The organism is Luteimicrobium xylanilyticum, assembly GCF_009429125.1.
GTDB lineage: Bacteria > Actinomycetota > Actinomycetes > Actinomycetales > Cellulomonadaceae > Luteimicrobium > Luteimicrobium xylanilyticum.
This window is the reverse complement of record NZ_CP045529.1, coordinates 2,444,089-2,462,624: the sequence shown is the minus strand read 5'-3', so window position 1 is coordinate 2,462,624 and position 18,536 is coordinate 2,444,089. Positions and strand designations below refer to the sequence as shown.

Below are 18,536 nucleotides of genomic sequence, written 5' to 3'. Positions count from 1 at the left end.
GGTGCACCGTGTCCCCCATCCCTTCCCAGGCCGACGCCGCGCGCATCCATCCCGCCGCCACGGCGCCCGAGCTGCTGCGCAACTTCTGCATCATCGCGCACATCGACCACGGCAAGTCGACGCTCGCCGACCGCATGCTCCAGCTCACCGGGGTCGTCGACGAGCGTGCCGCCCGCGCCCAGTACCTCGACCGGATGGACATCGAGCGCGAGCGCGGCATCACCATCAAGTCCCAGGCGGTGCGGATGCCCTGGGCGGCCGCACCGGCGCCCGGTGAGAAGGCCGTCCCGTACGCCCTGAACATGATCGACACGCCCGGGCACGTCGACTTCACGTACGAGGTGTCGCGGTCTCTCGCTGCGTGCGAGGGTGCGGTCCTCCTGGTGGACGCCGCCCAGGGGATCGAGGCGCAGACCCTCGCCAACCTGTACCTGGCGATGGAGAACGACCTGGAGATCATCCCGGTCCTCAACAAGATCGACCTGCCTGCCGCGCAGCCGGAGAAGTACGCCGAGGAGCTCGCCGGCCTGGTCGGGGGCGATCCCGAGGACGTCCTCAAGGTCTCCGGCAAGACGGGCGAGGGCGTCCCCGCGCTCCTCGACCGGATCGTCGAGCTCGTCCCGCCGCCCGTGGGCGACGCCGACGCGCCGGCGCGCGCCATGATCTTCGACTCGGTCTACGACACCTTCCGCGGCGTCGTGACCTACGTGCGCGTCGTCGACGGACGCCTGAACCACCGCGAGCGCATCGTGATGATGTCGACCCGCGCCCACCACGAGCTGCTCGAGATCGGCGTGATCTCGCCCGAGCCGATCCCCACCAAGGGGCTGGGCGTCGGCGAGGTGGGCTACCTCATCACGGGCGTGAAGGACGTGCGCCAGTCGAAGGTCGGCGACACGGTGACCAACGCCGCCAAGCCGGCGTCGGAGGCGCTCGGCGGCTACTCCGACCCCAAGCCCATGGTGTTCTCGGGCCTGTACCCGATCGACGGCTCGGACTACCCGCTGCTGCGCGACGCGCTCGACAAGCTCAAGCTCAACGACGCCGCGCTCGTCTACGAGCCGGAGACGTCGGTGGCGCTCGGGTTCGGGTTCCGCGTCGGGTTCCTCGGGCTGCTGCACCTGGAGATCGTGCGCGAGCGGCTCGAGCGCGAGTTCGACCTCGACCTGATCTCGACCGCACCCAACGTCATCTACTCGGTGACCCTCGAGGACCGCACCGAGGTCACGGTCACGAACCCGAGCGAGTTCCCGGCTGGCAAGATCCGCGAGGTCCGCGAGCCCGTCGTGCGGGCCACGATCCTCACGCCGGCGGAGTTCATCGGCGCCGTCATGGAGCTCTCGCAGTCCCGCCGAGGCGATCTGCTCGGCATGGACTACCTGTCCGAGGACCGCGTCGAGATGCGCTACACCCTCCCGCTCGCCGAGATCGTCTTCGACTTCTTCGACCAGCTCAAGTCGCGCACGCGCGGGTACGCGAGCCTCGACTACGAGCCCACCGACGAGCAGGTGGCCGACCTGGTGAAGGTCGACATCCTGCTCCAGGGCGAGCAGGTCGACGCCTTCAGCGCGATCGTGCACAAGGACAAGGCGTACGCGTACGGCGTGATGATGACGGCGAAGCTCAAGGAGCTGATCCCGCGCCAGCAGTTCGAGGTGCCGATCCAGGCGGCCGTCGGGTCGCGGGTGATCGCGCGCGAGACGATCCGCGCGATGCGCAAGGACGTGCTAGCGAAGTGCTACGGCGGCGACATCACGCGCAAGCGCAAGCTGCTCGAGAAGCAGAAGGAGGGCAAGAAGCGCATGAAGACCATCGGTCGCGTGGATGTGCCCCAGGAGGCGTTCATCGCCGCGCTGTCGTCGGACTCGGCGGGTGGCAAGGACTCCGGCAAGGACGCGAAGAAGAAGTGAGCCCGGCGCTGCCCGAGGGGGAGCCCGTGCCCGACGACGGCGCGCTCCCGGGCTGGGTGCGCCCCGCCGCGCCGTCGGGCACGGCCCGTCCCGGTGCCGGGGGCGAGCGCGCGTTCGGCGTCTACGTGCACGTCCCGTTCTGCACGGTGCGCTGCGGGTACTGCGACTTCAACACGTACACGTCGTCCGAGCTGGGCGGGGGCGCGTCGCAGGTCGCGTACGCGGACACGGCGCTGCGCGAGCTCGACCTCGCGGCCCGCGTGCTCGACGACGCCGGGCTGGGCGGGCGACCCGTGTCCACCGTGTTCTTCGGGGGCGGTACCCCGACGGTGCTGCCGGCCGACGACCTGGCCCGCCTGCTCGGGGGGATCCGGGAGGCCTGGGGCCTCGCGGAGGGCGTCGAGGTCACGACCGAGGCGAACCCTGACTCGGTGAGCCCCGAGTCGCTGCACACGCTCGCCGACGCGGGCTTCACGCGCGTGAGCTTCGGGATGCAGTCGGCGGTGCCGCACGTCCTCGCGACCCTCGACCGCACGCACGACCCGCGCCGCATCCCCGACGTCGTCGCGTGGGCGCGCGACGCGGGCCTCGACGTCTCGCTCGACCTCATCTACGGCACCCCGGGCGAGTCCCTGGCCGACTGGCGGGCCAGCGTCGAGGCCGTGCTCGCGACGGGGGTCGACCACGTGTCGGCGTACGCGCTCGTCGTCGAGCCGGGAACGCGGATGTTCGCGCAGGTCAGGCGGGGCGAGCTCACGCTGCCCGACGAGGACGACCAGGCCGCGAAGTACGAGCTCGCCGACGCGCTGCTGTCGGCGGCCGGGCTCGAGTGGTACGAGGTGAGCAACTGGGCGCGGGGCGGACAGACTGGTCCGCACGCGAGCCGGCACAACCTCGGCTACTGGCGCGGCGACGACTGGTGGGGCGTCGGTCCGGGCGCCCACTCGTACGTCGGCGCGCCCGGTGCGGGGCACGAGCCCGAGCCCGAGCACGCAGGGGTGCGCTGGTGGAACGTTAAGCATCCGCGCGCCTACGCGGCGGCGCTCGAGGCGGGGCACAGCCCGGCAGCGGGCCGCGAGCTCCTCACCGCCGACGACGCCCGGCTGGAACGCGTCATGCTCGCCGTCCGGCTGCACGACGGGCTGCCGGTGGCGGACCTGTCGGCGCGGGCGCGGACGGCCGTCGCCGGTCTCGTCGCCGACGGGCTGCTCGACGGCCGCGCCGCGCTCCGGGGCCAGGTCGCGCTCACGCTGCGGGGGCGGCTGCTCGCCGACGCGGTGGTCCGCGAGCTCACGGACTGACCGTCCCCAGGGCCCGATCAGGGGAGCGTCGCGCGCCACCCGTGACACGGCGGCCTTCCTGCGCCATGCTGGGGCACCCGGGACGAATGTCCCGACCTTCACGGAGCCCACGCATCGACAACGATGAGGACGACATGAGCGACAACCCGAACGGCACCGGCCAGGGCGCCGACGCCGACCCGAACGAGCCCAGCTCGCCGTACGAGCCCGCGCAGCCGGCGCAGCCCGCCCAGCCCGAGCCCGCTCAGCCGGGTGAGCCCGCTCAGCCGACCCAGCCGCCGACGGCCCCGCCCGTGCAGCCGGGCGCGTACCCGCCGCCGGGCGAGCAGCCCCCGGCCCAGCCGGGCGCGTACCCCCCGCCCGGTCAGCAGGCCCCCTACGGCCAGCAGCCGCCTTCCTACGGGCAGCAGCCCCCGGCGTACGGCCAGCAGGCGCCCGGTGCCTACCCGCCCCCGCCCGGCGGCTTCCCGACGGCGCCCCCCACGGCCGCCGGCGCGTACGGTGCCGCGACTCCGTTCCAGGTGGGTGACGCGATCTCGTTCGGCTTCCGCCGGTTCGGCCAGAACGTGGGAGCCTGGCTGCTGCTCGCGCTGATCCTGCTGGGGATCAACCTCGTGTGGGGCCTGATCTCCGGCGACTACGACCGCATCCGCGACGCCTTCGACAGCAACACGAACACCGCGAGCGTCTCGCTGGGCTTCGGCGGCATCGTGATGAGCATCATCGGCTTCGTCATCAGCTCCTTCATCACCGCGTTCCTCACGAAGGGCGGGCTCGACGAGTCCGCAGGCAAGAAGCCGAGCGTCGGCGAGTTCTTCCAGATCCGGAACTTCGGCAACGTCCTCCTCGCCGCGGTCATCGTCGGGATCCTCACCGGCGTGGGCCTCGTGCTCTGCATCCTGCCGGGCCTGGCCGTGGCGCTGTTCTCCGCCTTCACCTACTACTTCGTGATCGACCGCAACCTCGCCGCGTTCGACGCGATCCGTGCGAGCTGGAACCTCGTGGCCAAGAACTTCGGGTCCGTCCTCGGGCTCCTGGTCCTCCTCTTCCTGCTCAACGTCGCCGGTGCGATCGTCTGCGGCCTGGGTCTGTTCGTGACGATCCCCGTCTCGTACATCGCCGTCGGCTTCGCCTACCGTCGGCTGACGGGCAGCCAGGTCGCCGCCTGACGCCGACCCGCCGCACGAGGGCGCCCCGGCCGACGGCCGGGGCGCCCTCGTCCGTCCCGGGCAGGTCTCAGGCCACGGTGACGAAGTCGATCAGCTCCTCGACGCGGCCGAGGAGGCTCGGCTCGAGGTCCGCGTAGCTGCGCACGCTCGCGAGGATGCGCTGCCACGCCCGCCCCGTGGCCCCGGGGCCGTCGGAGGGCCAGCCGAGCTCGCGCAGGATCCCGAGCTTCCACTCGGTGCCACGCTCGATCGTGGGCCAGGCGTCGAGGCCGATCCGCTGCGGACGGACCGCCTGCCAGACGTCGACGTACGGGTGCCCGAGCACGAGCACGGTCCCGCCGGGCACGGTGCGCAACGCGTCGTCGGCGATGCGGCGCTCCTTCGACCCGGGGACGAGGTGGTCCACGAGCACGCCGACCCGCCGCTCGGGCGTCGGCTCGAACTCGGCGAGTGCGGCCGCGAGGTTGTCGACGCCGTCGAGCAGCTCGACGACCACGCCCTCGACGCGCAGGTCGTCACCCCAGACCTTCTCGACGAGCTCGGCGTCGTGCTTGCCCTCGACCCAGATCCGTGACCCGCGTGCCACCCGCGCCCGCTGCCCGACGACGGCGCGCGACCCCGACGCCGTCCGCGCCGTCTCCCGGGGCGCGGCGGTGGCGGTGGGCGGCACCAGCTCGACGGGCTGGCCGTCGACCCAGAACCCCGGCCCGAGCGTGAAGGTGCGGGTGCGCCCGCGCCGGTCCTCGAGCACCACGACGTGCATCCCGCCCGACTTCTCGACGCGGACCACCGCCCCGACCCAACCCGACTCGACGTCCTCGACGACCAGCCCGCGCTCGGCCGGGACCGGCCGTGTCGTCGGGCGCGCGCGGTGGTGTGCGGAGCCGCGCGTCTGGCCGGGGGGCGAACCGGGCGTGGCGGGGGCGAGGACGTCGGGGCCGTAGCGGTCGAAGCTCACCGGGCCACCCTAGGGAGTGCGCGCCGACGCTGACGTCCGCCGCGCCGAGGGTGACGTCGCGTTCGCCGAGGGTGACGCGTCGTTGTCGGGTTCGCGGGTGGGCGCCGTCCCACCTCATGAACGACCGGTCACCGTCAGCGAACGGAGCGTCACCGTCGGCGAACTCGGCGTCACCGTGGTAGCACCGTCCTATGGCGGACGACCAGGACCCCGAGACCGACCCGCACCGATGGCGGGTGCTCGCGGTCTGCCTGGCGGCGGGCTTCATCACCTTGCTCGACGTGTCGATCGTCAACGTGGCGATGCCGTCGATCCAGCAGGCGCTGGACGCGTCGCCCGCGACGCTGCAGCTCGTGGTCGCGGGGTACACCCTGGCGTTCGGGCTGGTGCTGGTGCCGGCCGGGCGCCTCGGCGACGCGGGGCATCGGCGGGGGCTCTTCCTCGCGGGGCTGGCGGCGTTCGCGCTGGCGAGCCTCGCGGCCGGCCTGGCACCGAACGACGAGTGGCTCGCGGTCGCGCGGCTCGTCCAGGGCGGGTGCGCGGGGATCGTGAGCCCGCAGGTGACGGGCTACATCCAGCAGGAGTTCCGGGGCTTCGAGCGGGCGCGGGCGTTCGGCATGTTCGGTGCCGTGGTCGGGGTGGCGACGGCGATCGGCCCGCTGCTGGGCGGTCTGCTGATCCAGGTGTTCGGCGAGGAGAACGGGTGGCGCTGGGTGTTCGGGATCAACGTCCCGATCGTGGCCGTGGTGCTCGTGGCCGCCGCCCGGACCATGCCGCGGCCCGTCGTCGGGCAGCGTCGGGCCCTGGACCTCGTCGGGCTGGTCGGGGTCGCCGCGACGACGGTCGCGTTCATGACGCCGTTCGTCCTCACGACGGGCTCGGGCGACTCGCCGGCGCGCTGGTGGTTCCTGGCGCTCGCCGCGGCGCTCGGTGCGGCGACGGTCTGGTGGGAGCATCGGTTCGAACGCCGCGGCGAGGACCCGGTGCTGTCGCCGGACGTGCTGGGGCTGCGCTCGTTCCGCTTCGGTGCGCTGCTCGGGCTCGCGTACTTCGCGGGGTTCACGAGCGTGTTCCTCGTCGTGACGCTGTTCCTGCAGAACGACCTGGGGCTGAGCGCCCTGCAGGCGGGCCTGGTGGGGCTGCCGTTCGCGGTCGCGTCGGGCATCTCCGCGCTCGCGTCGGGTCGTGCCGTCTCCCGCTGGGGTCGCCCCGTCGTGGCGGTCGCGCTGGTGGTGGTCGTCGTCGGGCTCGCAGGGACGGACCTCGCGATCCGCATCATCGGCGACGAGAAGGGGCACACGCTGCTCCTGTGCTGCGTGGTCGCGACGACGCAGTGCGTCGCCGGCGCCGGTTCGGGCCTGGTGATCGCGCCCAACCAGACGCTCACGCTCCAGGAGGTGCCGGTGCGGCAGGCGGGCGTGGCGGGGTCGATGCTGCAGGTCGGCCAGCGCGTGGGCTCGGCGCTCGGGATCTCTGCGGTCCTGTCGGTCTACTACGGCTCGCGTGCCGGCGGGGCGAGCGGCGCGACGTCCGTGGGGCGGGGGCTCCTCATCACGATCGGCCTGGTGCTGTGCGCGCTGGTCGTGGCCCTGCTGGACGCGCGCCGTCGGGCCGCCGGCAGCCGCGGCGAGGACGCCGACGCTCCCCGGGCGGAGCGCGAAGCAGCGTAGGATTGGCACTCGGAGGGGGAGAGTGCCACTGCTGCAAGGGTCGACCGCGACAGGAGGACGCGTGAGCGAGGACCGACGGCTCGACGTGCTGCGCGCGATCGTGGAGGACTACGTCCGCACCCGTGAGCCGGTCGGGTCCCGTGTGCTCGCCGAACGCCACAACCTCGGCGTCTCGCCCGCGACGATCCGCAACGACATGGCCGCTCTCGAGGAGGCCGGCCTGATCGCGCAGCCCCACACCTCGGCCGGGCGCATCCCGACGGACAAGGGCTACCGGCTCTTCGTCGACCACCTGGCGACCGTCAAGCCGCTGTCCCAGCCGGAACGGCACGCGATCGAGCAGTTCCTCGACGGCGCCGTCGACCTCGACGACGTCGTGGCCCGCGCGGGGCGGCTGCTCGCCGAGCTGACGGGCCAGGTCGCGGTCGTGCAGTACCCGTCCCTGCGGCGCTCGGGCCTGCGCCACCTCGAGCTCGTGGCGGTGGGCGAGGCGCGGCTGCTCGTCGTCATCATCACGGACACCGGCCGGGTCGAGCAGCGCATGCTCGACGTCGTCGAGCTCCCCGACGAGGGCACGCTCGCCGTCCTGCGCGCCCGCCTCAACGCGGTCGCCGTGGGCCGTCGCCTGCCGGGCCTGGCCGGCGAGCTCGAGTCCGTCGCCCAACAGCTCCCGCCGGACGACCAGGACCTCGCGCGCCACGTCGCGGACGTCGTCGTGCAGACCCTCGCCGAGGAGGGCGAGGAGCGCGTGATGCTCACGGGCACCGCGAACCTCGCCCGCACCGGCATGCGCTTCGAGCACGCACTGCGCCCCGTGCTCGAGGCGCTCGAGGAGCAGGTCGTCCTGCTGGGGCTGCTCACCGAGATGGCCGAGGACGCCGCGGACCGCTCGGGTGTCCGGGTCCGGATCGGCCACGAGACGCAGTACGACGGCCTGTTCGAGACCTCCGTCGTGACGACCGGCTACGGTTCTGAGGGAGAGGTCGTCGCCGCGATCGGCTCGATCGGCCCGACCCGCATGGACTATCCCGCGACCATCGCGTCGGTGCGCGCCGTCGCCCGCTACCTGACCCGGATCCTCGCGAACTGACCGTGGCTGGGATCCCGCCCGCCCTGACCTTCCGAACCGACAGAACCCACCACCCCCGACCCACCCGGACCCGTGCCTGAGAGTGACTTGGTGAACGACTACTACGAGATCCTCGGTGTCCCGCGCGACGCGAGCACCGACCAGATCAAGAAGGCCTACCGCAAGCTCGCCCGCGAGCTGCACCCCGACGTCGCCGGGGCCGAGGCCGAGGACCGCTTCAAGGACGTCTCGCGCGCCTACGAGGTGCTGTCGAACCCGGACAAGCGCCAGCAGTACGACCGCGGCGTCGACCCGACCGCCCCGGGCGGCGGCATGGGAGGCTCCGGCGGCTTCGGCTTCCAGGACATCTTCGAGACGTTCTTCGGCGGCGGCCAGGCCCAGCAGGGCCCGGTCCCGCGCTCGCGCCGTGGCCAGGACGCGCTCGTCCGCCTCGACGTCGACCTCGAGGAGGCCGTGTTCGGGGCCAAGCGCGAGCTCCAGGTCGACACGGCGGTCGTCTGCCGCACGTGCGGGGGCACCTGCTGCCGCCCCGGCACGACCATGCACACCTGCGAGGTCTGCAAGGGCCGTGGCGTCGTGCAGCGCGTCCAGCGCTCGTTCCTGGGCCAGATCATGACGACGGCGCCGTGCGCCGCGTGCCAGGGCTTCGGCACGGTCATCCCCGAGCCGTGCGTCGACTGCGGCGGCGAGGGTCGGGTGCGCGAGCGCCGGACCATCGCCGTGAACGTCCCGGCGGGCGTCGAGACGGGCACCCGCATCCGTCTCACGGCGCAGGGCGAGGTCGGACCCGGCGGCGGACCGGCCGGCGACCTGTACGTCGAGATCCGCGAGCGCCCGCACGAGACGTTCGTGCGGCGTGGGGACGACCTGCACTGCACGCTCGAGGTGCCGATGACGGCGGCCGCGCTGGGCGCCGGGATGACGCTCGACACGTTCGACGGCGAGCAGGAGATCGAGCTGCGGCCGGGCACCCAGCCCGCGCAGGTCGTCACGCTGCGGGGGCTCGGGGTCGGGCACCTGAACGGGTCGGGCCGTGGTGACCTCCAGGTCCACGTCGAGGTGCAGGTCCCCACGACCCTCGACGACGAGCAGGCCGAGCTGCTGCGCTCGCTCGCGAAGCTGCGCGGCGAGGAGCACCCGGAGCCGCGGCTGTCGGCGGCGCACCCGGGCGTGTTCTCCCGGCTGCGCGACAAGCTCTCCGGGCGGTGACCCGGGCGTGAGCGCTCCGGTCTTCCTCGCGGAGGGCGGCGGGCCTGCGCCGCTCACCCGGTTCGCCCCGGGCGACGTGTATGTGCTCGACGGCGCCGAGGGGCGTCACGCGGGTGTCGTCCAGCGTCGCCGGGCGGGGGAGCGGGTGGACGTCGTCGACGGCGAGGGGACGCGCCTGCGGACCGTCGTCGTGGCCGCCGACCGGGACACGCTCGAGCTGCGGGTCGAGGGTGTGGAGGTCGAGCCGGAGCCTCCGGTCCGCCTGGTGCTGGTCCAGGCGCTCGCGAAGGGCGACCGGGACGAGCTGGCGATCGAGGCGGCCACCGAGGTCGGCGTCGACGCGATCCTGCCGTGGCAGGCGGAGCGGTCGGTGGTGGTGTGGCGCGGTGAGCGCGCTGCCCGCAGTCGTGCCCGCTGGCTCGCGACGGTGCGCGCGGCCGCGAAGCAGTCGCGCCGCTCCCGGGTCCCCGAGGTGCGCCAGGACGTCACGACGACGGCGCTCGCGGACCGGGTCCGGGAGACCGTGGCCGCGGGTGGGGTGGCGGCGGTGCTGCACGAGGACGCCACGGAGCCGCTCGGCACGCTGGCCCTGCCCGCCCCGGGCGAGCCGGGCACCCCGCTGCCCGAGGTGCTCGTCGTCGTCGGGCCGGAGGGCGGGATCTCCGACGCCGAGCTCGAACGCCTGACCGGGGCCGGGGGACGTCCGGTGCGGCTCGGCCCGCACGTGCTGCGCACCTCGACGGCGGGACCCGTCGCGCTCACGCTCCTGTGCGAGCGCCTGGGTCGCTGGGCCTGAGCGCGCTCGAGGGCGCCGACCGGCGCGAGCCGGCCGACGCCCTCCCGGCGTCGGTTCGAGGGCGGGCCGCTCAGGCGACCCCGCGCCCCTCCCCGGCGGCGCGCTCCTCCTCTTCCTCCTCGTAGCTCGCGAGGATGTCCTCGGCGGGCACGGGACGCAGGCGGTCCCAGAGGAAGAAGAGGCCGCCGACGACGAACATGACGATGCCGGTCCAGACGTTGATGGCGATCCCGCCCGTCTTCGCCTTGTCCGCGGTGGGGTCGGCGAGGCCGACGATCAGGACGATCACGCCGTAGAGGACGAAGATCGCGCCAATGATCCGCCGCAGGTCGAAGCGGCGGGTCGAGCGGACGTGCGCGTCCTGCTCCTCGGGGGTCAGCTCGACGTGGGAGACCATGCCCTCGGGCAACGGTTCGTGCGACTGGCTGCTGCTCTGGCTCACGGGATGCTCCTCGGGTCTCACAGGAACGGCAGGTAGAGGACGACGCACAGGACGAGCGCGACGGTGCCCAGGAGCGCCGGCGAGCGGTACCAGGCGGTGTCGGACGCGACGGCGCCGGCGCGCATGTCGATGCTCCCGACACCGTAGACGAGGCCCTTGAGCTCGCTGACGTCCTTCGGTCTGGTGAGCGGTGTGATGATCGCCGCGACGACGAGCACGGTCACGAACGAGATGATCGCGCCGTACATGGTCTCGGCGGTGGCCGAGCCGAAGAGGCTGTCGTCGTTGAGGTAGGCGATCCAGACGATCGTCGGCGCGACGATGCCGGCGATGTAGGACCAGAGCGCGGCCTGGGTCGTCATCCGCTTCCACAGCAGGCCGATGATGAAGACGCCGAACAGCGGGGCGTTGAAGAACGAGAACAGCGTCTGCATGTAGGTCATGATGTTCGTCGCCCGGGAGGCGATGAACGCGGTGCCGATGCCGACGAGCACGCCGACGACGGTGACCCAGCGGCCGACCTTCAGGTAGTGCAGGTCGGGCATCTTCGGCTTGATGTAGCGCTGCCAGATGTCGTAGGTGAAGACCGTGTTGAAGCTCGACACGTTGGCCGCCATGCCGGCCATGAAGGATGCCAGCAGGCCGGTCACGGCGACGCCGAGGACACCGGTCGGCAGGTACATCTGCATGAGCTTGGGGATGGCGTCGTTGTAGGTCAGCCCGGAGTTGTCGGCGCCGCTGAGCTGGTTGCCGAGGACGGCGGCCGCGATGAGCCCGGGGATCACGACGATGAACGGGATGAACAGCTTGGGGAACGCGGCGATGAGCGGGGTGCGGCGCGCCGCGGACATGTTCTTCGCGGAGAAGGCGCGCTGGACCTCGGTGAAGTTCGTGGTCCAGTAGCCGAAGCTGAGGACGAAGCCGAGCCCGAGGACGATCGTCAGCCAGTTCGTCCCGATGGGGTTGGTGACGTCGCCGATGCCGGTGCCCTTCCAGGCGGACAGGTGCAGGGGGTCGGTCTTGGCGAACGAGTCCTGCAGGCCGCCCCATCCGCCGACGCGGTGCAGACCGACGATCGTGAGCGGGATGAGCCCTGCGAGGATCACGAAGAACTGCAGGACCTCGTTGTAGATCGCGGACGAGAGCCCGCCGAGGGTGATGTAGACGAGGACGAACCCGGCCGACACCAGGATGGCGACCCACAGGGACCAGCCGAGCATCGCCTCGATGACGATGGCCATGGCGTAGAGGTTGATCCCGGCGATGAGGACGTTCGAGACCGCGAACGCGATGGAGTTCACGGCGTGCGGTGCCTTGCCGAAGCGTCGGAGCATGAACTCCGGCACCGACCGGACCTTGGAGCCGTAGTAGAACGGCATCATCACGAGCCCGAGGAACACCATCGCGGGCACGGCGCCGATGAGGTAGTAGTGCAGCGTCGACATGCCGATCTGGGCGCCGTTGGCGGCCATGCCGATGATCTCGGTCGCGCCCAGGTTGGCTGCCACGAAGGCGAGCCCCGTGATCCACGCCGGCATGCGACGACCGGACAGGAAGAAGTCCATGCTCGTACGGACCTGACGGCGCGCGACGAAGCCGATGCCGATGACGACGGCGAAGTAGACGACCACCATGAGGTAGTCGACCCAGCCGAGGTCGAGGTGGATGCCCGAGGTTGACTCGGCGAGGACTCTCATGGGACTCCTTCGTGTGGGCTGGAGACCGCCGGCGACGTGACCACCGGCGGCTCATGGGCGTCGGGAACGCTACGACGGGTGGTGTCCACATGCCAACTTTTCGATCGGATATCGATCTCAAGTCGATCAATCCTGATCAGTTGGTGATAATGCCCCTCGCAGGGTCGCGCCGACGTGCCCGGCTGCGGCTAGCGTGGCGCCCATGACCGACACCGACTGCCTGTTCTGCAAGATCGTCGCCGGCGAGATCCCGGCCGACGTCGTCGCCTCCACGGACCGCGCCCTCGCGTTCCGGGACATCGACCCCAAGGCACCGGTGCACGTCCTCGTGGTCCCGCGCGAGCACCACCGCGACGTCGCGGCGCTCGCAGCCTCGGACCCCCAGCTCCTGGCCGACGTCGTCGCCCTCGGTCAGCAGGTCGCGTCGGACCTCGACGAGGGCGAGTTCCGGCTGATCTTCAACACCGGCGCGAGGTCGGGCCAGAGCGTGTTCCACACGCACGGCCACGTCCTCGCGGGGACGCGGCTGGGCTGGACGCCCGCCTGACGCCCGGCGCGCTCCCGCCGCGGGCGCTCCGGGCTCAGAGGGCCGCGGTGCCGGGCTCCCCGGTGCGCACCCGCACGACCGACTCGACGGGCTGCACCCAGACCTTGCCGTCGCCGATGCGCCCGGTGCGCGCGGTCTCGACGACGGCCCGCACGACGGCGTCGGCCGCGTCGTCGTCGACGAGCACCTCGACCCGGGCCTTCGGCACGAGGTCGACCTGGTACTCCGCGCCCCGGTAGACCTCGGTGTGCCCGCCCTGCCGGCCGTACCCGTGCACGTCCGACACCGTCATGCCGTGCACGCCGAGCGGTTCGAGCGCGGCCCGGACGTCGTCGACGGCGTGCGGGCGCAGGATCGCGGTGACGAGCCTCATCCGTGGCTCCTTCCGATGGTGGAGGTGGTGGTCAGCTCGTAGGCCGTCTCGGCGTGCTGGCTGGTGTCGAGACCGGCGTGCTCGTGGTCGGCGGTCACGCGCAGCCCGATCGTCGCGTGCAGGACGCGCGCCAGCACGTACGTCGCGGCGAACGCGAAGGCCGACGTCGCGAGGACGCCCACGAGCTGCTTCCCGAGCTGCTCGACGCCGCCGCCGAGGAACAGGCCCTGGTGGGTGACGGCCGGGTTGACGACGGTGGCGGCGAACAGCCCGACGCACAGCGTCCCGACGACGCCGCCCACGTAGTGCACGGCGACGACGTCGAGCGAGTCGTCGTACCGGAACCGGAACTTGAGGCGGATCGCGAACAGGCACACGGCCCCGGCGACGACGCCGACGGCGAGCGCGGGCAGCGGCTGCAGGTAGCCGGCCGCGGGGGTGATGGCGACGAGGCCGGCGACGGCGCCCGACGCGGCGCCGAGCGTGGTCGCCTTCCCGGTCAGCCTCCGCTCGAGAGCGAGCCAGCCGATCATGCCGCCGACGCCGGACAGGTGCGTGGCGAGGGCCGCGCTCGCGGCGAGCGTCCCGGCGGTGAGCGCCGAGCCCGCGTTGAAGCCGATCCAGCCGACCCACAGCAGCCCGGCACCGAGCAAGGTGAGCGGGAGGTTGTGGGGCGCCATCATCTCCCGGGGCCACCCGCGCCGTGGCCCGAGCACGAGGACCAGCGCCAGGGCGGAGGCGCCGGAGCACATCTCGACGACGGTCCCGCCGGCGAAGTCGAGCAGACCGAGGCGGTGCAGCCAGCCGTCGGGCGAGAACGCCCAGTGTGCGACGGGGGCGTAGACGACCACGGACCACACGGCGACCAGCACCACGAACGACTCGAAACGCATCCGGTCGGCGGTCGCGCCCGTCAGCAGGGCCGCGGTCAGGACGGCGAACAGGTGCTGGAACAGGACGAACACGAGCGGCGGGATCGTGAGGTCGATCCCGGGCACGCCGACGCTCGCGTGGGCGAGCCCGACGAGGTGCAGCCCGCCGACGAGGCCGCCGCCGGCGTCGTCGTCGAACGCGAGCGAGTACCCGACGAGGACCCAGGTCACGGACACGATCGCGATGCACGCGAAGCTCTGCATGATCATCGCGAGGACGTGCTTGGAGCGCACCATGCCGGCGTAGAAGAACGCGAGGCCGGGCGTCATGAGGAGCACGAGCGCGGTGCACACCAGGACCCAGGCGGTGTCGCCGGTGTCGACGTGTACGGGAGGCGTCGACGCCGCGGCGAGCACGGGGGCGACGACGTGCAGGAGCACGGGCATGACGAGGCGTTCCTCTCGGGGTGCTGCGGGCCACGAGACCCGGCACAGACCGGGCGGCGGCGTCAAGATACAGGTGGACGACCCTCGATAGGATGGGGGTCCCACGACTCGACCAGAAGGAGTGCGACGGCGTCAGCCGGCTCATGACATCGACAACCCGTCCCGAGGTCCCCGAACCCGCTGCGCAGCACGGCGCCGTGGCCGGCCCCCGGATCGAGCACCGCATCGTCGTCCCCCCGAGCGTCCCCATGGTCGCCGTCCTCGGCAGCCGTGACTCGGTCCTGCGCGCCGTGGAGGACGGCTTCCCGAGCGTCGACGTGCACGCACGCGGCAACGAGATCGCCGTCGCCGGCGCCCCCGGCGAGGTGGCCCTCGTCTCGCGCCTCCTCGACGAGCTCGTCGAGATCGCCGAGTCGGGCACGCCGCTCACCCCCGAGGTGGTGCGGCGCTCCATCGGGATGCTCACCGCGCCCTCTGCGACGCGCCCCGCGGACGTCCTGACGTTCAACATCCTGTCGAGCCGCGGGCGCCAGATCCGTCCCAAGACGGTGGGCCAGAAGCGCTACGTCGACGCGATCGACGCGAACACCATCACGTTCGGCATCGGCCCCGCCGGCACCGGCAAGACGTACCTCGCGATGGCCAAGGCCGTGCAGGCGCTGCAGGCCAAGCAGGTCAACCGCATCGTCCTCACGCGCCCGGCCGTCGAGGCGGGCGAGCGGCTCGGGTTCCTGCCGGGCGGGCTCACGGAGAAGATCGACCCGTACCTGCGTCCGCTCTACGACGCGCTGCACGACATGGTCGACCCGGACTCGATCCCCAAGCTGATCGACAGCGGGACGGTCGAGGTCGCCCCGCTGGCCTTCATGCGCGGGAGGAGCCTGAACGATGCGTTCGTCATCCTCGACGAGGCCCAGAACACCTCCACCGAGCAGATGAAGATGTTCCTCACTCGCCTCGGCTTCGGCTCGAAGATGGTCATCACGGGCGACGTGACGCAGGTCGACCTCCCCGGCGGGACGACGTCGGGCCTGCGGGTCATCGAGGACGTGCTCACGGGCGTCGAGGACGTCGAGTTCTGCCGCCTGACGTCGTCGGACGTGGTGCGGCACCGGCTCGTGAGCGACATCATCGACGCGTACGCGCGCTGGGACGTGGCCGGCACCCGGGCGCAGGACCGGACCGGCGGAGACCGCCGCCCGCACAACCGAGGAGCCCGCGCATGAGCATCGAGGTCAACAACGAGTCCGGCTACGAGGTCGACGAGGCCGAGTTCGCCGCGCTCGCGCGCTTCGTGCTCGACCAGATGCACGTGCACCCGCAGACCGAGCTGTCGATCCTCTTCGTCGACACCGCGACGATGACGGACCTGCACGTCAAGTGGATGGACGAGCCGGGCCCGACCGACGTCCTGTCGTTCCCCATGGACGAGCTGCGCCCCGGGCGCGAGGGCGACGTCACGCCCGCCGGCCTGCTGGGCGACGTCGTGCTGTGCCCCGAGGTCGCGGTCGAGCAGGCCGCGAAGGCCGGGCACTCGACGGTCGAGGAGATGCTGCTCCTGACGACGCACGGCATCCTCCACCTGCTCGGCTACGACCACGCGGAGCCCGAGGAGGAGAAGGAGATGTTCGCGCTCCAGCGCCAGCTCCTCCTGACGTTCCTCGCCTCCCGATGAGCGCAGCGAGGACCGCATGAACGGGGAGCCCGTCTGGCTGCTCGTCGTGATCGCCGTCGTCGGGATCGTCCTGGCCGCGGCGCTCAGCGCGGGCGAGACCGCGGTGCTGCGCCAGGGCTCGCTGTCCGCGCACGCGCGCGGACAGTCGACCGGGCGCGGTGAGGACCGGGACGACGACCCCGACGACGTCCGGTCCCGTCGGGTCGAGGCGCTGCTCGACGACGCCCGGGGCGTCGCGGCGTCCGCGAGCTTCGTGCGCGTCCTCGCCGAGATGACGGCGACGGCGTGCATCACGCTCGCCGTCGGCGCCCGGCTCGACCCCTGGTGGGCGGTGCTGCTCGTCTCGCTCGCGATCAGCGCGGTCGTCGCCGTGGGACTGGTGCGCCTGAGCCCCCGCAGCCTGGGCCGCACGCACGCGCCCGCCGTCCTGCGCGCGCTCTCCGGGCTGCTGTGGGTCGTGGTGCGCGGGACGCGCTGGCTGAGCCCGGTCGTCCGGCCGCCGCCGCCCACGCCCGAGGAGGAGGCCGCGGAGCTGCGCGAGCTCGCGCGGCGGGCCGGCGAGTCCGACGCGTTCGAGGACGACGACCGCGAGCTCCTGCGCTCGGTGTTCGAGCTCGGCGACACCATGGTCCGCGAGGTCATGGTGCCGCGCCCCGACATGGTCACGGTCGCCGGCACGACGCCGCTCGACAAGGCCCTGCGCCTGTTCCTGCGCTCGGGGTACTCGCGGGTGCCGGTGGTGGGCCGGTCGGTCGACGACCTGGTCGGCGTCCTCTACTTCAAGGACGTCGTGCGGCTCGTGGTCGACGAGCGCGGCAACGGGGGAGCGAAGCGGCCGGCCAACACCGCGGCCCGGCCTGCGGTGTTCGTGCCCGAGTCGAAGCCCGTCGACGACCTGCTCCGCGAGATGCAGGCCGCGTCGAACCACATCGCGATCGTCGTCGACGAGTACGGCGGCATCGCCGGTCTCGTGACGATCGAGGACACGCTCGAGGAGATCGTCGGTGAGCTGACGGACGAGCACGACCACTCGGGCCCCGAGGTCGAGGACCTCGGGGACGGGCGGTATCGGGTGCCTGCGCGGCTCGGTCTCGACGACCTGGGGGACCTGTTCGGTCTCCGGATCGACGACGACGACGTGGAGACCGCGGCCGGGCTGCTCGCCAAGGCGCTGGGCAAGGTCCCGCTCGCAGGCTCGAGCGCCGACGCCCAGGGCCTCCACCTGGTCGCCGACCGGGTCGAGGGTCGGCGGCGCCGGCTCGCGACGCTCGTCGTCGGGCCGGCTGGGGCGGCCACGGGCGACGAGGAAGACGACCACACCGCGGCCGCCGGGGAACCCGTGCGCACGCCGCCACGAGAGGACAGCCATGACCACCGCTGACGTCCACCGCTCCGGTTTCGCCTGCCTCGTCGGGCGCCCGAACGCGGGCAAGTCGACGCTCACCAACGCGCTCGTCGGCGAGAAGGTCGCGATCACGTCGGGCCGCCCGCAGACGACACGCCACACCATCCGGGGCATCGTCAACCGGCCCGACGCGCAGCTCGTGCTCGTCGACACGCCGGGCCTGCACCGTCCCCGCACGCTGCTCGGCGAGCGGCTCAACGACCTCGTCCGTGACACGCTGACCGAGGTCGACGTCATCGTCTTCTGCGTGCCCGCGGACCAGAAGGTCGGGCCGGGCGACCGGTACATCGCGTCGCAGCTCGCGGACCTCACGCGGGGCCGGCGCGGCACCCCCGTGGTCGTCGCCGTCACCAAGACCGACACCGTGCCGCGCGACCGCGTCGCCGAGCAGCTCCTCGCGGTCTCCGCGTTGGGCGACTGGGCGGACGTCGTGCCCGTCTCGGCCGTGCGCGGCCAGCAGGTCGACGTCCTCACCGACGTCCTCGTCGGACACCTGCCCGACGGTCCCGAGCTCTACCCGGGTGGCGAGCTCACGGACGAGCCCGAGTCCGTCATGGTCGCCGAGCTCGTGCGTGAGGCCGCGCTCGAGGGCGTGCGCGACGAGCTCCCGCACTCGCTCGCCGTCGTCGTGGACGAGATCGTCCCGCGCACCCGCGCGGACGGGAGCCCGCGCCCCGCGGGCGACGAGCTGCTCGACGTCCGCGTCGACGTGTACGTCGAGCGCGACTCCCAGAAGGCCATCGTGATCGGTCGTGGGGGCTCGCGCCTGCGCGACGTCGGCACGCGCGCCCGGACCGGGATCGAGGCGCTGCTCGGCTCGCGGGTGTACCTCGACCTGCACGTCAAGGTCGCGAAGGACTGGCAGCGTGACCCCAAGCAGCTCCGCCGTCTCGGGTTCTGACCGGGGGCCGTCCCCAGGGCGGCGCGGGGGCCCGCCTGCAGGCTCTGACCAGGCACGCGACGTAGCATCGTGAC

The 18,536-nt window shown here is 72.5% G+C and carries 17 protein-coding genes; 12 read left to right on the top strand and 5 right to left on the bottom strand.

The window, feature by feature from the left end; all coding sequences use genetic code 11:
* Positions 1-8: 8 nt before the first annotated feature.
* The 3 genes from lepA to KDY119_RS11000 all read left to right on the top strand — a co-directional run bounded on the left by lepA (position 9) and on the right by KDY119_RS11000 (position 4,380).
* Positions 9-1,910: a translation elongation factor 4 gene (gene lepA / locus KDY119_RS11010; RefSeq protein WP_036949629.1), complete on the top strand. Its 1,902-nt coding sequence runs from the start codon at positions 9-11 to the stop codon at positions 1,908-1,910.
* Positions 1,907-3,211 (top strand): radical SAM family heme chaperone HemW, encoded by a 1,305-nt coding sequence (gene hemW / locus KDY119_RS11005; RefSeq protein WP_153022304.1) that lies wholly within the window; start codon positions 1,907-1,909, stop codon positions 3,209-3,211. The genes lepA and hemW overlap by 4 nt, the downstream gene beginning before the upstream one ends.
* Positions 3,212-3,345: 134 nt before the next feature.
* Positions 3,346-4,380: a DUF2189 domain-containing protein gene (locus KDY119_RS11000; protein ID WP_153022303.1), complete on the top strand. Its 1,035-nt coding sequence runs from the start codon at positions 3,346-3,348 to the stop codon at positions 4,378-4,380.
* A 67-nt stretch (positions 4,381-4,447) separates the two neighbouring features.
* On the opposite strand, the gene KDY119_RS10995 is transcribed toward KDY119_RS11000, so the two are convergent.
* Positions 4,448-5,338 (bottom strand): DUF3097 domain-containing protein, encoded by an 891-nt coding sequence (locus KDY119_RS10995; RefSeq protein WP_153022302.1) that lies wholly within the window; start codon positions 5,336-5,338, stop codon positions 4,448-4,450.
* A 191-nt stretch (positions 5,339-5,529) separates the two neighbouring features.
* Here KDY119_RS10995 and KDY119_RS10990 point away from each other — a divergent pair, with 191 nt between their 5' ends.
* The 4 genes from KDY119_RS10990 (at position 5,530) to KDY119_RS10975 (ending at position 10,103) form a co-directional block, all read left to right on the top strand.
* Positions 5,530-7,008: an MFS transporter gene (locus KDY119_RS10990; RefSeq protein ID WP_036949635.1), complete on the top strand. Its 1,479-nt coding sequence runs from the start codon at positions 5,530-5,532 to the stop codon at positions 7,006-7,008.
* Positions 7,009-7,069: 61 nt separating this feature from the next.
* Complete coding sequence (gene hrcA / locus KDY119_RS10985) at positions 7,070-8,098, top strand: heat-inducible transcriptional repressor HrcA (protein WP_036949637.1); 1,029 nt, start codon at positions 7,070-7,072, stop codon at positions 8,096-8,098.
* 90 nt (positions 8,099-8,188) lie between these two features.
* Positions 8,189-9,307, top strand: a complete 1,119-nt coding sequence (dnaJ, locus tag KDY119_RS10980) for a molecular chaperone DnaJ (RefSeq protein ID WP_036949638.1) — start codon at positions 8,189-8,191, stop codon at positions 9,305-9,307.
* Between the two features lie 7 nt (positions 9,308-9,314).
* Complete coding sequence (locus KDY119_RS10975; RefSeq protein WP_153022301.1) at positions 9,315-10,103, top strand: 16S rRNA (uracil(1498)-N(3))-methyltransferase; 789 nt, start codon at positions 9,315-9,317, stop codon at positions 10,101-10,103.
* Between the two features lie 70 nt (positions 10,104-10,173).
* On the opposite strand, the gene KDY119_RS10970 is transcribed toward KDY119_RS10975, so the two are convergent.
* Together KDY119_RS10970 and KDY119_RS10965 are read right to left on the bottom strand one after the other, a co-directional pair.
* Positions 10,174-10,545 carry a hypothetical protein gene (locus tag KDY119_RS10970; protein WP_227994305.1) on the bottom strand — a complete coding sequence of 124 codons (372 nt, stop codon included), beginning with the start codon at positions 10,543-10,545 and terminating at the stop codon, positions 10,174-10,176.
* Between the two features lie 17 nt (positions 10,546-10,562).
* Positions 10,563-12,242 (bottom strand): sodium:solute symporter family protein, encoded by a 1,680-nt coding sequence (locus tag KDY119_RS10965; protein WP_036949643.1) that lies wholly within the window; start codon positions 12,240-12,242, stop codon positions 10,563-10,565.
* A gap of 202 nt (positions 12,243-12,444) precedes the next feature.
* Between KDY119_RS10965 and KDY119_RS10960 the strand changes: the two genes are divergently transcribed.
* On the top strand, positions 12,445-12,789 hold the full coding sequence (locus tag KDY119_RS10960; RefSeq protein WP_036949644.1) for a histidine triad nucleotide-binding protein: 345 nt from the start codon (positions 12,445-12,447) through the stop codon (positions 12,787-12,789).
* A gap of 34 nt (positions 12,790-12,823) precedes the next feature.
* Here the strand turns inward: KDY119_RS10960 and KDY119_RS10955 are convergent, their stop codons facing one another.
* Together KDY119_RS10955 and KDY119_RS10950 are read right to left on the bottom strand one after the other, a co-directional pair.
* Positions 12,824-13,162, bottom strand: coding sequence for a P-II family nitrogen regulator (locus tag KDY119_RS10955; protein ID WP_036949645.1), 339 nt, complete (start codon positions 13,160-13,162; stop codon positions 12,824-12,826).
* Positions 13,159-14,481 carry an ammonium transporter gene (locus tag KDY119_RS10950; protein ID WP_051136482.1) on the bottom strand — a complete coding sequence of 441 codons (1,323 nt, stop codon included), beginning with the start codon at positions 14,479-14,481 and terminating at the stop codon, positions 13,159-13,161. Before KDY119_RS10950 ends, KDY119_RS10955 begins: the two co-directional genes overlap by 4 nt.
* 92 nt (positions 14,482-14,573) lie before the next feature.
* Between KDY119_RS10950 and KDY119_RS10945 the strand changes: the two genes are divergently transcribed.
* Genes KDY119_RS10945 through era form a run of 4 tightly spaced genes read left to right on the top strand, consistent with a single transcriptional unit; the run spans position 14,574 to position 18,462 of the window.
* Positions 14,574-15,707 (top strand): PhoH family protein, encoded by a 1,134-nt coding sequence (locus tag KDY119_RS10945; protein WP_227994304.1) that lies wholly within the window; start codon positions 14,574-14,576, stop codon positions 15,705-15,707.
* Positions 15,704-16,156, top strand: a complete 453-nt coding sequence (gene ybeY, locus KDY119_RS10940) for an rRNA maturation RNase YbeY (protein WP_036949647.1) — start codon at positions 15,704-15,706, stop codon at positions 16,154-16,156. Before KDY119_RS10945 ends, ybeY begins: the two co-directional genes overlap by 4 nt.
* Positions 16,157-16,172: 16 nt before the next feature.
* Positions 16,173-17,537: a hemolysin family protein gene (locus KDY119_RS10935; protein ID WP_153022300.1), complete on the top strand. Its 1,365-nt coding sequence runs from the start codon at positions 16,173-16,175 to the stop codon at positions 17,535-17,537.
* A complete protein-coding gene (era, locus tag KDY119_RS10930; RefSeq protein ID WP_036949657.1) occupies positions 17,524-18,462 on the top strand; it encodes a GTPase Era in 939 nt (312 codons plus the stop codon). Before KDY119_RS10935 ends, era begins: the two co-directional genes overlap by 14 nt.
* Positions 18,463-18,536 lie beyond the last annotated feature (74 nt).

What these genes read in the sequence shown, in the direction of transcription:
- KDY119_RS11000 (WP_153022303.1), top strand. Translation starts at nt 3,346, where the DNA reads ATGAGCGACAACCCGAACGGCACCGGCCAGGGCGCCGACGCCGACCCG.
- KDY119_RS10990 (WP_036949635.1), top strand. Translation starts at nt 5,530, where the DNA reads ATGGCGGACGACCAGGACCCCGAGACCGACCCGCACCGATGGCGGGTG.
- KDY119_RS10965 (WP_036949643.1), bottom strand. Translation starts at nt 12,242, where the DNA reads ATGAGAGTCCTCGCCGAGTCAACCTCGGGCATCCACCTCGACCTCGGC.
- KDY119_RS10960 (WP_036949644.1), top strand. Translation starts at nt 12,445, where the DNA reads ATGACCGACACCGACTGCCTGTTCTGCAAGATCGTCGCCGGCGAGATC.
- KDY119_RS10955 (WP_036949645.1), bottom strand. Translation starts at nt 13,162, where the DNA reads ATGAGGCTCGTCACCGCGATCCTGCGCCCGCACGCCGTCGACGACGTC.
- KDY119_RS10950 (WP_051136482.1), bottom strand. Translation starts at nt 14,481, where the DNA reads ATGCCCGTGCTCCTGCACGTCGTCGCCCCCGTGCTCGCCGCGGCGTCG.
- KDY119_RS10945 (WP_227994304.1), top strand. Translation starts at nt 14,574, where the DNA reads ATGGGGGTCCCACGACTCGACCAGAAGGAGTGCGACGGCGTCAGCCGG.
- ybeY (WP_036949647.1), top strand. Translation starts at nt 15,704, where the DNA reads ATGAGCATCGAGGTCAACAACGAGTCCGGCTACGAGGTCGACGAGGCC.
- KDY119_RS10935 (WP_153022300.1), top strand. Translation starts at nt 16,173, where the DNA reads ATGAACGGGGAGCCCGTCTGGCTGCTCGTCGTGATCGCCGTCGTCGGG.
- era (WP_036949657.1), top strand. Translation starts at nt 17,524, where the DNA reads ATGACCACCGCTGACGTCCACCGCTCCGGTTTCGCCTGCCTCGTCGGG.